The organism is Flavobacteriales bacterium (genome assembly GCA_016715895.1).
In the GTDB taxonomy this organism is placed as follows: domain Bacteria; phylum Bacteroidota; class Bacteroidia; order Flavobacteriales_F; family PHOS-HE28; genus PHOS-HE28.
This window is the reverse complement of record JADJXH010000004.1, coordinates 2018507-2032743: the sequence shown is the minus strand read 5'-3', so window position 1 is coordinate 2032743 and position 14237 is coordinate 2018507. Positions and strand designations below refer to the sequence as shown.

The 14237-nt window shown below is 67.1% G+C and carries 8 protein-coding genes; 6 read left to right on the top strand and 2 right to left on the bottom strand.

Annotated elements, in window-relative coordinates; all coding sequences use genetic code 11:
- Window positions 1-78: 78 nt before the first annotated feature.
- Window positions 79-3612, top strand: coding sequence for a hypothetical protein (locus tag IPM49_17285; GenBank protein MBK9276275.1), 3534 nt, complete (start codon window positions 79-81; stop codon window positions 3610-3612).
- Window positions 3613-3615: 3 nt separating this feature from the next.
- Here IPM49_17285 and IPM49_17280 read toward each other — a convergent pair whose 3' ends face one another.
- On the bottom strand, window positions 3616-7035 hold the full coding sequence (locus IPM49_17280; GenBank protein ID MBK9276274.1) for a DNA polymerase III subunit alpha: 3420 nt from the start codon (window positions 7033-7035) through the stop codon (window positions 3616-3618).
- A gap of 215 nt (window positions 7036-7250) precedes the next feature.
- A complete protein-coding gene (locus tag IPM49_17275; protein MBK9276273.1) occupies window positions 7251-8669 on the bottom strand; it encodes a glycosyltransferase family 39 protein in 1419 nt (472 codons plus the stop codon).
- Window positions 8670-8801: 132 nt separating this feature from the next.
- Here IPM49_17275 and IPM49_17270 point away from each other — a divergent pair, with 132 nt between their 5' ends.
- From IPM49_17270 to IPM49_17250, 5 genes are read left to right on the top strand one after another with little or no spacing between them, the layout of a single operon-like run.
- A complete protein-coding gene (locus IPM49_17270) occupies window positions 8802-9782 on the top strand; it encodes a hypothetical protein (GenBank protein MBK9276272.1) in 981 nt (326 codons plus the stop codon).
- 1 nt (window position 9783) lies between these two features.
- A complete protein-coding gene (locus tag IPM49_17265; GenBank protein MBK9276271.1) occupies window positions 9784-11223 on the top strand; it encodes a B12-binding domain-containing radical SAM protein in 1440 nt (479 codons plus the stop codon).
- A complete protein-coding gene (locus IPM49_17260; GenBank protein MBK9276270.1) occupies window positions 11220-12020 on the top strand; it encodes a class I SAM-dependent methyltransferase in 801 nt (266 codons plus the stop codon). The genes IPM49_17265 and IPM49_17260 overlap by 4 nt, the downstream gene beginning before the upstream one ends.
- Window positions 12017-13423, top strand: a complete 1407-nt coding sequence (locus tag IPM49_17255) for a radical SAM protein (GenBank protein ID MBK9276269.1) — start codon at window positions 12017-12019, stop codon at window positions 13421-13423. Before IPM49_17260 ends, IPM49_17255 begins: the two co-directional genes overlap by 4 nt.
- Window positions 13420-14190, top strand: a complete 771-nt coding sequence (locus IPM49_17250; GenBank protein ID MBK9276268.1) for a class I SAM-dependent methyltransferase — start codon at window positions 13420-13422, stop codon at window positions 14188-14190. Before IPM49_17255 ends, IPM49_17250 begins: the two co-directional genes overlap by 4 nt.
- Window positions 14191-14237: the final 47 nt, after the last annotated feature.

The window sequence follows — 14237 nt, the reverse complement described above, 5'->3', positions numbered from 1 at the left end:
CGGAACTTGGGTACACGCATTCCACGGGTGATCACGGGTGCCGGACCAAGGTCGGATCCCGCTGAACGGCTTGGTTGAATGATCGCGCGACTGATCCTCTTCGAACTGCGGTTCTGGTCCCGGCAGCCCCTGCTCTGGGTCTTCCTCGGGCTCGCGTTCGCCTTCGCCTGTGCGCTGTCGGTGTTCGAGAACGGGAGAGAGGGCAGTCCCGGCATGGTGCATGTGAACTCGCCGCGCCATGTGTACGAGCTGTATGCGAACCTCGCCTTCCTGTGGTTGCCGATGGTCACGGCCTTTGTGAACGCCACGGCCATCCGCGACTTCGCCTACCGCACATCGGACATCGTGTTCAGCACGGTGGTCACGCGGCGCCAATACCTGCTTGGGCGCTTCACCGGCAGCACCTTGGTGGCGCTCATCCCCACGCTCGGTATCTCGGCGGGCCTGGTCGTCGGCAGCTGGCTGCCCTACGGCGATGCCATCCGGTTCGGACCGAACAGCTGGGTGGTGCATGGCCAGGCCTTCCTCTGGTTCGCGGTGAGCAGCATCGCCTTCCAAAGCGCGATGATGTTCGCCGTGGCGACCTTCGCGCGGTCCACGGCCGCGGCCTTCGTCACGTCCATCGCCCTGGTCGTCCTCAATGTGGTGGCCACGGCCTATGCCACCGAAGTGGACAACGTGTGGCTCGCCTCATTGCTCGATCCCTTCGGCGTGCAGGCGCTGGATGAAGTGACCCGCTACTGGAGCGTGCACGACAGCAACACGGCGCTCCTGCCGCTCTCCGGTGCCCTCAGTTGGAACAGGCTGCTCTGGCTGGGGATCGCAGCGGCCGTCCTCGCGTTCGGGTTCCGGAGGTTCTCGTTCACGGAACGCAGGACCGGAGCGACCCCTGCCGCCGATGGACCGGTGTCGGGTGCCACTGACACCGAACTGCCGGTGGTCGGGCTTTCCCACCATGGAGCGTCCGACCTGAAGCGCTTCGGCCAGCTCCTCCGGGCCGACCTCTCCGTCATCTTCCGCTCCACGGTGTTCTGGATCATCGTCGGGCTGGGCCTGTTCATGTGCCTGGTCGCCTTGAGCGAAGTGAACCAGGCCTTCGGGAATCGCTCCTGGCCGGTCACGTACAACGTCACCGAACTGCTGCGGGGCCTGTCGATGCTGTTCATCGTGGTGATCATCACCTACTACAGCGGGGAGATGTACTGGCGCGACCGCGACACGGGCTTGGACGGCATCGCGCATGCATTGCCCGTTCGTTCGCGCTGGCGGGTCCTGGCCCATTTCGTCGCGCTGCTCGTCATCGGAGGCTTCGTCCTCGCCGTCATGTCGCTTTCCGGCATGGCCACGCAGCTGGCGATGGGCTACACACGCCTCCAGGCAGGTCTCTACCTCGCCGGGTTCATCGGTCCGGGGCTGGTGGCCTTCGCGTTCTGGTCCATGCTCGCGCTCACCATCCAGATGGTGGTGCATCACAAGTACGCGGGCTTCGGCCTCTTCATCGTGCTCTTCGCAGTGAACACGCTCATCTGGAAGTTCCTCAAGGTGGAGTCGCATCTGGTGGTGCTTTTCGGTGCACCCAGGCTGTGGTACTCGGACATGAACGGGTTCGGGCCGTTCCTCGCTCCTTGGATCTTCTTCCGCACCTATTGGACGTCCGCTGCGAGCGTGCTGTTCTTCATCGCGGCGCTCTTTCTGGTGCGGGGAGGAGAGACGACCTGGCGCTGGCGATCGCGCATCGCGGGGAGCAGGCTCCGGAGGTCCTGGTCGACAGGTGCGGCGCTCTTCGGCGTATGGCTCGTGCTGTTGGCTTCCGGCTACTACAACACGCGCATACTGAACGAACCGCATACGCGCCAGGACACCGAAGCCGTGCAAGTGGCCTATGAGCGCACCTACAAGCCGTTGGCGAACACTTCGTTGCCGCACATCACCGCCACCGACATCACCATCGAACTGGACCCCGAAGCACGCTCGATCGGCTACCGCGCCGTCCTGACGCTCACCAACAAGGGACCACGGACGGTGGATACGCTGTGGTTCGGCCTGCCGGACCGGATGAAGCTGCGTTTCGAGATCCCCGGTGCGAAGGAGGTGCTGAACGACAGCGCCCTGTACGTGCGCATGTTCCGATCGGAGGTGCCGCTCGCCGTGGGCGACAGCATCCGGATCGGCATCGCCTCCGAATGGCGCCAGCGGGGCTTCGGGAACGATGTGGACTTCCTGGAACTGGTGGAGAACGGCACCTTCATCAACAACAGCGACCTGCTTCCATCCATCGGTTACCAGGCGGATGCGGAACTGGTGGACCCCGGTGCGCGCCGCAAGCACGGGCTGCCGCCGAACCGGCGCATGGATCCGTTGAGCGACGACCCTGACGCCCGGCGATCATCCGCAGTGATGCCATTCGCCGATCACATCCGCTTCTCCTGCACGATCGGAACGGCCATGGACCAGACCGCCATCGCCCCGGGTGAACTGGAGCGCGAATGGACCGGGAACGGAAAGCGGTGGTTCCGCTACGTGAGCGGGACGCCCATCCTGAACTTCTGGTCCGTGTTGAGCGCGCGGTACGAGGTGGTGAAGGAAGAAGCCGACGGCGTGACGCTGGAGGTGTACCACCATCCCGGGCACGGCACCAACGTTCGGCGCATGTTGAAATCGATGCGCGATGCGATCCGTTACGCGTCGTCCAACTTCTCCCCGTACCAGCACCAGGTGGCGCGCATCATCGAGTTCCCGCGCTACCGCAGGTTCGCCCAGTCGTTCCCCGGCACCATGCCCTACAGCGAGGCCATCGGCTTCATCACCGACCTGCGCGATACGGCGCGGATCGACATGGTGTACTATGTGGTGGCGCACGAGGTGGCGCATCAGTGGTGGGGCCATCAGGTGCTCGGCCCGCGCATGCAGGGCACCTCCATGTTGAGCGAGAGCATGGCCCAATACACCGCGCTCATGGTGCTGGAGAAGGAATACGGCCGACCTGCGATGCGCCGCTTCCTGCACTACGAGCGCGATACCTACCTGCGAGGTCGCGGCAAGGAAGGGATCGGCGAGCAGCCGCTCATGCGTGTGGAGAACCAGCAGCACATCCACTACAACAAGGGCAGCGTGGTGATGTACGGCCTGCGAGACCTCATCGGCGAGGAGCGCATGAACGCCGGCTTGCGCGCGTTCGTGGATCCATTCGCGTTCCGTGATGCGCCGTACCCCACCGCGCTCGACCTGTATCGATCGCTTGCGGCCGTAACACCGGACAGCCTGCGCTACCTGCTGGACGATGGTCTGGCGCACATCACGTTCCACAGGAACGCTGTTACTGCGGCCACGGCTGTACAGAACGCGGACGGCTCATGGACCGTGCTCGCTTCGATCACGTGCGCCAAGCTCCACGCCGACTCCCTGGGCAGGGAGACCGAGATCCCGATGAACGACTGGCTGGATGTGGGGGTGGAGCATGAAGGGGGTGAACTGGACCAACGCGTCCGGCTGCGCTCCGGGGAGAACAGGCTGCGCCTGACCGTTCCCGGGAAGCCCAAGGCCGTGGTGATCGATCCGGACCACCTGTTCTTCGATCGGGAAGGAGGGGATGACCGGCGCACGGTCGACTGACGGCTACTTGTTCCCGTACCGCGGGTCCGGTCTCCACGGGAGTTTCTCCATGCTCGTCGTGCGCAGGGCGCAATGCCCGAACTCCTCCTCCACCACGCCGATGAGCCGGTACACACCGCGCCCGCGGAAGGGGTATTGTGCCGCCACCTGCGGGAATTGCGTGCTGTCCCAGAAGTCGCCGGCGGGATCGATGAAGGAGCCGAAGCTCATGTAGTTGCCTGTTTGTGTGGTGGTCGCCTTCACATGGATCATGTAGCCGAGCATCTCCACGTTCCGGCCCACGTACGCGCTCATCTCCTTTGCCAGGATGCGGACAGTGCCCTCCCGCGGTCCTTCGCGCACAGTGGACAGTGCCACCGCGCCGGGCTCCCGCGCAACAGTGCTCCCCCGCGGGCCTTCGCGCACTGTGGACAGTGTCACCGCGCCGGGCTCACGCGCAACAGTGCCCTCGCGCGGCCCTTCACGCACAGTGGACAGTGCTTGCGCGCGGGTACTGTCGAGCGTCGGCTCGTGCGCAGGCACTGTCGAGCGTGGGTCTTGTGCGTGGGCACTGTCGCGTGGTGGCTCCGTGTGTGGGCACTGTTGCTCCACAAGGGTGAACGGATCGCACAGCGGGAAGCCCAGCAGCTCCAGCTCATCGTAGGCATCGGCGAGCGGGTAGTGCTGCAGGTCGGGCAACCGGGGCTCCTCCACGCGGGTGATGAAGAGATCGCCATCGGCGGTGACGCCCGCGGGCTTGTGCAGCAGCGTGAGGTCCCACAACAGCTGGGGCTTGCTCCTGCCGGTGAAGCGCAGTGCGCCCACACGGATGAGGATGCGCGCCTGCTCCACGTGCAGCGGCACGCGCTTCAGCAGGTCCTGCAGATCGGCGAAGGAGCCGTGGCGGCGGCGCTCGTTCAGGATCAGTTGCACGGTGTCGCCCTCAAGGCTCTTGATGTTGGAGAGGCCGAGGAAGATGCGGGGAGGAGGTGAATGGCGAATAGGAGTTGGCGAATGGTGATCTCCTCCATTCGCCATTCGCCATTGACCATTCACCTGCCGGTCCTTTACCAAGGAGCACAGCTCTTCACTGCGGTTCACGCACGGCGCCTCGATCACCGCACCGGCCCGCTTCGCCTCGTGCAGGTAGAACTCCGTGCGGTAGAAGCCGCCGAAGTTGTTGGCCACGCCCACGAGGAACTCCAGCGGGTGGTGCGCCTTCAGGTAGAGGCTCTGGTAGCTCTCCACCGCGTAGCTGGCGCTGTGGCCCTTGGCGAAGCTGAAGCTGGCGAAGCTCTGGATCTGCCGCCACACCTCCTCGGCCTCGCCGGGCGGATAGCCGAACGCCTTGCAGTTCGCGAAGAACCGCTGCTCCACCACCTTGAACTCCGGCCGGTCGCGGTAGCGGATGTTCATGCCGCGCCGCACCTGATCGGATTCCTCGAGGTCCAGCCCGCCGTAGAGGTGCACCACCTTGATCACATCCTCCTGGTACACCATCACGCCGTAGGTCTCGGGCATGATCTCCAGCAGCCGCTTGGGGGCCAGCTTGCGGCGCTCGGGGTCGTTGTGCCGCAGCAGGTACTCGCGCATCATGCCGCTCTCGGCCACGCCCGGCCGGATGATGCTGCTCGCCGCCACCAGCCCGAGGTAATCGTCCACCTTCAGCTTCTTCAGCAGCATGCGCATGGCGGGGCTCTCCACGTAGAAGCAGCCGATGGTGTCGCCCCTGCGCAGCAGCTCCTTGATCTTCGGGTCCTGCTTGAAGCGCGCGATGTCGTGGATGTCGACCGCTTCGCGGAAGTCACAAGGCTCAAGGTTCAAGTCACAAGCATCAAGTTGGTTGGCGGCGGTTCTTGGGCCTTGACGCTTGGGACTTGGGACTTGGGTCTTGTTCACCAGTTCCACCGCATCGCGGATATGCCCCAGCCCGCGCTGGCTCAGCAGGTCGAACTTGTGCAGGCCCATGTCCTCGCACTCCAGCATGCTGATCTGCGTCACCGGGAAGCCTTTCGGCGGACGGAACAATGCGGTGAAATGCGCTACCGGTTTCTCGGTGATCACGATGCCGCCCGCATGGATGCCCAGGTGATGCGGCATGCCGATGAGCTCTTTGGAGTAGCGCACCACCGCACGCGCCACCTTGTCCAGATCGCCGCCCTTCGCGTACGCGCTGGGCCGTCCGCGGGCGTAGTAGCCGTGGTCGCCTTCGCTCAAGGCATCGATCTCCCCCGGCGGAAGCCCCACCGCCTTGCCCAGCTCGCGGATCGCGCCGCGCCATTGGAAGGTGGTGTAGGTGGCGATCTGCGCCGCGTGGATGCCGCCGGCACGTCCATCCGGAGCGTTGTACTTGCCGAACACGTAGCGGTACACCTCGTCCCGGTCCTTCCAGCTGAAGTCGATGTCGAAGTCGGGCGGCTTCCGGCGCGCGGGGTTGATGAAACGCTCGAAGTAGAGGTCCAGCTCCATCGGGTCCACGTCGGTGATGCGCAGGCAGTAGGCCACCAGGCTGTTGGCGCCGCTGCCCCGCCCCACATGGAAGAAGCCCCGGCTGCGCGCATGGTCCACGATGTCCTGGTTGATGAGGAAGTAGCTGATGAAGCCCATCCGCTCGATCACGTCCAGCTCGTGGTGCATGCGTGCGAGGATCTTCGGCGTCACCTCCGCATAGCGGTAGCGCAGGCCTTCGCGCGTGTCGCGGTGCAGCTTCTCGCGGTCGGCGCGCGTGTCGCCCGTGAAGGCCGCGCGCGTCTTGTCGCTGCCATCGAAGGTGATGGTGCATTGCTCCAGCAGGCGCTCCGCATTGGCGAGCAGTTGCGGCCGGTCGCGGTAGAGGCGTTGTGCATCCTCCACGCTGCGGAAGTGCTCATCGGGCTCGGCCAGTTCCTCCTTCGGCAGCATGCTCACCACGGTGTTCTTCGCCACGGTCCGCAGCAGGCGGTGCACGTTGAAGTCCCTTCGCTCACCGCGGAAGGTCACGGGCATCAGCGCCACCAGGTCCTGCGGCCGCTTCGCCCAAGCACTGAAGGGCAGGCGCGTGAGGTCGGACGGCCTGACGCCCACGCGCTCGTTCGGCCGCAGCTGCAGGGGTGCGTGGCCCAGGGGGTGGATGAAGAACACATCGTCCAGCTCCGGTGCGCGCTCCGGCAGGACCGCGTCATCCAGGAGGTGGAGGCTCAGCAGTTCGTTCAGCCGCTGGAAGCCGTCGTTGTTCCTCGCCAGCCCGATGTACAGCAGCTTCGGCCCCTGCCGGAACTCGATGCCCGCCACCGGGCGCACGCCGAAGCGCGGCGCATCCCGCACCAGGTCGGGGATGCCGGCCGAACAATGGATGTCGGTGAGGGCGAAGCTGCGCACGCCCATCCGCGCCGCCTCCTCCAGCAGCACGTCGGGCTTCATCACGCCGTGCGTGAAGCTGAACCAGCTATGGCAGTTGAGGTACATGGACGTGCACGTGGTGTGGCCGCCCACGGGCTGTCCGCTTTGGCCGGCTTGCTGCACGCGGCATCGCAGCGGGCTGCGGGGTCTGCGCCTTCCGCGCAGCCTCCTCGCTCCGTGCGCTGCTCGCGCTTCGCTACCGGGCCGCCGCTTCCATCCCTGGCGGGAATGTCGGTTTTTACGTCGATCCAGCGACGGATAAGATAGCACGCCGCAGGTCCTCAGCGACGATCGGGAGGCACTCGCGCCAGCACCCACCCGCCAGGCCCCCGCCATACCACACGAGCGCCTTGGGCGAGGGCAGCCTCCCAATTGGTGGCCGGCGGCAGACCGGCCCATTGCGCCGCCAAGGCGTCCGGGCGCACCACCACCCATGCACCGGGCTCGAACCGGGCGATGCGGCCGTACCACAGCTCATGCACGGCCACGCCCGGCACCTGCTCCATCAGCGGGCCGCCCAACCCGTGCGTGTACACCACCTGCGGCCGCAAGGCGCGCAGCAGCCGCGCCAGCTCACGCTCCTCGCCCGCCTGCCGCACGAAGGGGGCCATCGCCCGCACAAAGAGCACGGCCTGCAGCAACGCGAGGACCCAGAGCACGGCTCCGCGCCGGATGCCCCGTTCCCCGCACCACACCAGCGCACGCCGGAACGCGGGAAAGAGCACGATGGCCGCGAACGGCTGCCCCAAGGCCAGCACCCGGTCGTTCTGGAACGGCAGACCGGCCAGCAGCAGCAGGTACGCCGCCAGCATCATCAGCGCCAGCCGCACCGCCGGCACCTGCGCATCGCTCCGCCGCACGAACGGCAGCAGCGGCAGGCCCATGGGCAGCAGCCCGGGATGCACCAGCACCCCGAGCACGTACAGCACGTTGGGAAGCGCATAGCGCAGCACGCCATCGTCCGAGGTGTGCGTGCGCGCGATCATGTGCCGCACGGACCACTCCTGCAGCGGTGTGTGCAGGGCGGAGATGCCGGAGCCCTCCGCGATGGCGATGCCACCGGCCAGCACCGCCACGGCCGCCAACGCCCACAGCCATGCGCCACGGCCCGAAGGCAGCCCCCGGGGCCACGTCAGTGCAAGCACCGCCAGCAATGGCGCACAGGCCGTGCGGATGCCCACCGCCACCGCCGCGGTCAACACCGCCATGCCGAGATCCGACCACTGGCGACGGTCGTGCCACCGCAGCGTGAACGCCGTGGAGAGGAGGACCGCCGCCATCGCCGGCACGTCGCTCATCACGGTGTGCGCATAGCGCAGAACGAAAGGCGCACCACCGATCACCAGCACCGCGAAGGTGCCCGCCTCATCGCCCGGCGCCTGCCGCAGAACGCGTCGGGCCGACAGCAGCAGCAGCACCCAGGACAGGCCGGTCACGAGCCGCAGCGCCGCGTGCTCCGCACCGAAGGCACCACCGAACAGCGCACCGAGGATGGGGTAGCCCATCGGGTGCTCCACCATCACCGGGCGCGCGCCGCCATGCGCCCAGGCCGTCCACTGCCGGGCCAGCCGCAGATAGTCATGCGCATCGGCGCCGAGCAGCCCCTCGAACCCGGCCACGTGGAGCAGGGCGGCCACCAGCAGCCATGCGGAGATCAGCACGGCCGCCAGCGCCCGGGACCGTGCATATCCCCGCATCATGCCGCCGAATGTAGCGTCCCTGCCCGGAGGCCTTCCGCATGGTCCACGCGCACGACCGGGCAACGTCCCCACCGAAGCCGCTGTCTTGGTCCGTAGTCTACCTTCGACGACCGCACACCCTGCTCCATCCACGTGCCGACGATCATCAACGAACCCCTCGCCCCCATCGTCGCGATGCCTCCCGTGGGCGATCCCCGACGCCGGGCGGACCTGCGGAGCTCCGTCCTGCGCACACTGGCCTACTTCGCCGTGTTCCGGCATCCGATGCGGAGCGACGAGGTGCTCGCGTTCGCCTGCACCCGGTGCCCGGCACCGAACGAGGTCGAGGGCCTGTTGCACGAGCTGCACCGCGAAGGGGTGGTCGCGAACGTGGGGGGCTATTGGGGGCTTCACATCACGGAGGCCGATGTACAGGCCCGGAGCGAGGACGCGGAACGTGCCGGTGACCGCATGCCCAGGGCGAGGCGCATGGCCCGTCGCATCGCCCGCACCCCCTTCGTGCGCGCCGTGTTCGTCAGCGGCAGCCTCAGCAAGGGGCGCCTTGCGCCCGATGGCGACATCGATTTCTTCATCATCACGGCGCCGGGCCGTCTGTGGCTCACGCGGACCCTGCTCATCGCCTACAAGAAGCTGTTCCTGCTCAACAGCCGTCGCGATTTCTGCATCAACTACTTCCTGGACACCGACCACCTGCGCGTGGAGGACCACAATCGCTTCACCGCCACCGAGATCGTCACCCTGCTCCCATTGCACGGCAACGGCACGCGCGACGCCTTCTTCCGCGCGAACCAATGGGCCTTCGAGCTGCTGCCGGTGGCCCGCGTGAAGCAGGTCCCCGAGGTGCTCGCGGGCAACGAGGGACGCAAGGCCTTCTGGGAGCGGCTGCTCGGCGGCGCCCTGGGCGAGGCGCTCGACAGCTGGTCGATGGCCTTCACCTGGCGCTACTGGCGCTGGAAGTTCAGCGACATGGACCCCTGCACCTTCGACCTGGCGTTGCGCACCCGCAGCTACGTCAGCAAGCATCATCCCCGCAACTTCCAGCGGCGCGTGCTCGACGCCTACCACGAGCGGCTCCGCGACCTGGAGCTGCGCACCGGCCGACCCCTGCACTGACATGGCCCGGGTACTGCTGACCAACGCCTACTTCTACCGGCTCGACCGCAAACAGTGGCGGGACGCGCGGCCCTATCCCCCGCTCGGCACCCTGCTCGCCTCGGCCGTGCTGCGCCAGGCCGGTCACGCCGTGCACGTGCATGACGGCAGCCTCACCGAAGGCCCGGACAGCCTGGTGCATTCCTTGACGGACCACGCGCCACAGGTGCTCGTCATCCACGACGACGGGTTCAACTACCTCACCAAGATGTGCCTCACGGTGATGCGCGAGGCCTGTCTGCGCATGATCGCCCTGGGCCGGGAACACGGCTGCAGGGTGGTGGTGAACAGCTCGGATGCATCCGACCATCCGGAGGCTTACCTGATGGCCGGCGCGGATGCCGTGGTGCTCGGCGAAAGTGAGGATGCACTCCGTGAACTGGTCGGCCATTGGTCCGCCGGAACAGCCTGGCACGCGGTGGCCAACGTGGCCCACCTCGACCCCGATGGTTCCGTTCGGCGTGCACCCAAGCGACCCGTGATGCGCGACCTCGACGCCCTCCCCCTGCCCGCCTGGGACCTCATCGACCTTGCCCCGTACCGCCGGATCTGGATGCGCTCCCAGGGCCGCTTCAGCCTCAATGTGGCCACCACGCGCGGGTGCCCGTTCAAGTGCAACTGGTGCGCGAAACCCATCTACGGCAACCGCTACAACAGCCGTTCACCCGAGCATGTGGTGCGCGAGCTGGAGCTGCTCCGGGCCCAGGCCGCACCGGACCACATCTGGATGTGCGATGACATCTTCGGCCTGAAGCCCGGCTGGGTGCGGCGCTTCGCCGATCTGGTCGAAGCACGAGGCATCCGCATCCCCTACAAGATCCAAAGCCGGGTGGACCTGCTGCTGGAGAGCGACACCATCGACGCCCTCGTGCGGTCCGGCCTGGAGGAGGTCTGGGTGGGTGCGGAGAGCGGCAGCCAGCATATCCTGGATGCCATGGACAAGGGCACCCGCGTGGAGCAGATCGCCGCGGCCACACGGCTGCTCAAGGCCAAGGGCGTGCGCGTCGGCTTCTTCCTGCAGTTCGGCTATCCCGGGGAAACGGACGACGATGTGGAGCGCACCATCCGCATGGTGGAGGAGCTGTTGCCGGACGATATCGGCGTCTCCGTGAGCTATCCGCTGCCGGGCACACCCTTCTTCGAACGCGTAAGGACCGAGCTTGGTGACAAGGCGAACTGGAGCGACAGCGACGACCTGGCGATGATGTTCCGCAGCACCCATCGGCCGGCCTACTACAAGCGGCTGCACCGGTACGTGCATGCGCGCTACCGCCGTCGTCAGGCGTTGCACGCACTGTCGCTGGGGTTCAGCGGCCGGTCCGGCGACCTCCGTCGCGGGTTGTCCCTGCTGTACTACCTGCCCGCCGTCCTGGTGGATCGCATCCGCCTCTCCGCCGCATGAGCACGGACGCGTTCGACATCGCCGCGGCCAGCTACGATGCCGACTTCACCGACAGCGCCATCGGCAGGGCACAGCGCGGCCAGGTGTGGCGGGCCTTGGACCCGCTGTTGCACCCACCTCCGATGCAGGTGCTCGAGCTCAACTGCGGCACGGGTGCCGATGCCATGCACATCGCCGGCGCCGGCCACAGCGTGCTGGCCACCGACCGCAGCGAGGCCATGCTCTCCGTGGCCCGTGCCAAGGCGCGACACGCCGGGCTCGCCGATCGGGTGCGCACCGCTGCGCTCGATCTGCAGGTGCCGGAGCTCCCGCCCGGCGAAGGCCCGTTCGACCTGGTGCTGTCCGACCTCGGTGGGCTCAACTGCATCGATGCGGCCGGGCTTGCAGCGGTCGGCCGCTTCATCGCTTCCGTGCTCCGCCCGGGAGGGCGTTTCGTGGCCGTGCTGATGGCCGACCGGTGCCTGATGGAAACGGCCTACCACCTGCTGCGTGCCCGGCCTGCGACCGCTTTTCGCCGTTGGAGGCATGGACCCATGGATGTTCCCGTGGGCGGCCGCGCCGTGCGCACCTGGTATCACTCACCGGCCGTGCTCAGGCAGGCCTTCGGGCCAAGCTTCGTTCAGGAGGACCTTCGCCCCATCGGTCTGTTCGTGCCACCCGGCTATCTGGAACCGCGCCTGCGAGACCGGCCCCGCCTCCTCCACTGGCTGGACCGATCGGACCGCCTGGCCGCGCGGGCGCCGTGGACGGCCCGACTCGGCGACCACTACCTCATCCAGCTCCGTCGCGGCACATGAAGGTGCTCCTTTCCCACGGCTACTTCCTCCATGAGGATGCCAAGGAGCGCCGGCTCATGCGCCCCTACCCCCCTCTTGGTCTGCTCTACATCGCGGGACACCTGCGCGAGGCCGGGCATGAGGTGGAGGTGTACGACAGCACCTTCGGGACCATGGATGGCCTCTTCGACCGGCTGCTCCGCGCACGGCCCCGCTGCCTCGGCCTCTATGTCAACCTGATGACCCGGGCGAACATCGTGCGCATCATGCGGCGGGTGCGACAGGATCCGACGCTCCGCGAGCTGCCCATCGTGCTGGGAGGTCCGGAGACCCGGGCGCATGCCGAACGCTTCCTGGCCCATGGCGCGACCGCCTGCGTGGTGGGCGAAGGTGAACGCACCATGGCCGAACTGGTCGAAGCGTTCGAGGCCGGGCGCACCGAGCTGAGCGGCATCGCCGGCGTGGTGTGGCGGGACGCCCACGGGGCCCTGCATCACACCCCGGAGCGCGAGAAGCTCAAGGACCTCGCCGGGCTGTCCCTCCCTGCACGGGACCTGATCGACATGCAGGCCTACCTGGATGCCTGGCGCGGCCGGCACGGATACAGCACCATCAACGTCAGCACCATGCGCGGCTGCCCGTACACCTGCCGGTGGTGCAGCCGTGGTGTGTATGGTCTGAGCTACCGTCGGCGCCCGGTGGAGCAGGTGATCGATGAACTGGCCGACATCCAGCAGCGCTTCGCGCCGGACCGCATCTGGTTCGTGGATGATGTCTTCACCGTGAACCACCGCTGGCTGAAGGACTTCACCGAGGAGATCGAACGCCGCGGCCTGCGTATCGCCTACGAGTGCATCACGCGCGCCGACCGGATGAACGACGAGGCGATCGATCTGCTGAAGCGGAGCGGTTGCGTGCAGGTGTGGGTGGGCGCCGAAAGCGGCAGCCAGGCCGTGATCGATGCGATGGACCGGCGGGTGGATGTGCAGCGCGTGCGTGACATGATCAGGAGCGCACGGAAGGCGGGCATCGCCACGGGGACCTTCATCATGCTCGGCTACCCGGGCGAGCAGGAGGAGGACATCCTGCGGACCGTGGAGCACCTCAAGGAAAGCGCACCGGACGTGTTCACCATCACGGTGGCCTACCCCATCGCCGGCACGGAGCTCCACGCACAGGTGGAGGCCGATCTGGAACGGCCTCTGCCATGGGAGCTGGGCAGCGACCGCGAACACGACTTCCCACGGGCCTACCGCAGACCCTACTATGGTCACGCCGTGCGGTTCGTGGTGAACGAGGTGGAATGGCACAAGGCACACCAGGCCGGCCTGCGGACAAGTCCCCGTGCGCTCCGCCACAAACTGCGGGCCTGGAGCGGCAGGGCGGGCATGGTGTTCTGGAGATCCCTGTCCACACGAGCATGAGGCACCCTGCGGACGGCCTGCCAGCCCTCGGTCCCGTGGAACATGGCGTGGCCCTGCTGGAGCACCCCGGCAGGTTCGCAGAGCTCTACAACCGGGCGCGTGAATGGGAAGGTCGGATCCTGGATGACGCGGAGATGGCCCGCCTGCCGCAGAGGTCCGGCGGACCGTACAGCCGGGAATGGCGCGTGCGCGCCCGCAGTGCGCAGCGCTTGCTGGACCATCTCGCGCGATCCGGTCCTCGGTCCGCCGTGCTCGATGTCGGCTGTGGCAACGGTTGGATGTCCGCATGGCTCGCACGGGCGGGCCACTCGGTGCTGGGCATCGACCGCACTCTCCCGGAGCTGCAGCAGGCCGCGCGCGTGTTCCCTGACGGACCGCGCTTCGCGTTGGCCGACCTCTTCAACCCCGCGCTCGACGACCTCCGCTTCAACGTCGTGCTCTTCGCCGCCAGCTTCCATTACTTCGTTGACGCCCGGTCCACACTGCAGCGGGCACGGATGCTGGCCACTGACGGCGAAGTGCATGTGATGGACAGTATGCTGTATCCGGACCAGAAGGCGGCCGGGGAGGCGCGCGCGCGCACCGTGGCCTACTACGCCCACCTCGGCGTGCCGGAGCTCGCGGCGCACTACCATGCCCACACGCTCGAGGAGGTCCGAACGGCGGGTCCGCACCTCCTCCTGCGGCGGCCTGGTCGGTGGAACACATTGATCGACCGGCTGCACGGCCTTCGTGATCCGTTCCATCATGTGGTCCTCCGGTCCTGAGCAAGGACGAAAGGCCCGGCGTGCGCCGGGCCCTCCGCCATCGCCCA

What these genes read in the sequence shown, in the direction of transcription:
- IPM49_17265 (MBK9276271.1), top strand. Translation starts at nt 9,784, where the DNA reads ATGGCCCGGGTACTGCTGACCAACGCCTACTTCTACCGGCTCGACCGC.
- IPM49_17275 (MBK9276273.1), bottom strand. Translation starts at nt 8,669, where the DNA reads ATGATGCGGGGATATGCACGGTCCCGGGCGCTGGCGGCCGTGCTGATC.
- IPM49_17250 (MBK9276268.1), top strand. Translation starts at nt 13,420, where the DNA reads ATGAGGCACCCTGCGGACGGCCTGCCAGCCCTCGGTCCCGTGGAACAT.
- IPM49_17285 (MBK9276275.1), top strand. Translation starts at nt 79, where the DNA reads ATGATCGCGCGACTGATCCTCTTCGAACTGCGGTTCTGGTCCCGGCAG.
- IPM49_17280 (MBK9276274.1), bottom strand. Translation starts at nt 7,035, where the DNA reads ATGTACCTCAACTGCCATAGCTGGTTCAGCTTCACGCACGGCGTGATG.
- IPM49_17260 (MBK9276270.1), top strand. Translation starts at nt 11,220, where the DNA reads ATGAGCACGGACGCGTTCGACATCGCCGCGGCCAGCTACGATGCCGAC.
- IPM49_17255 (MBK9276269.1), top strand. Translation starts at nt 12,017, where the DNA reads ATGAAGGTGCTCCTTTCCCACGGCTACTTCCTCCATGAGGATGCCAAG.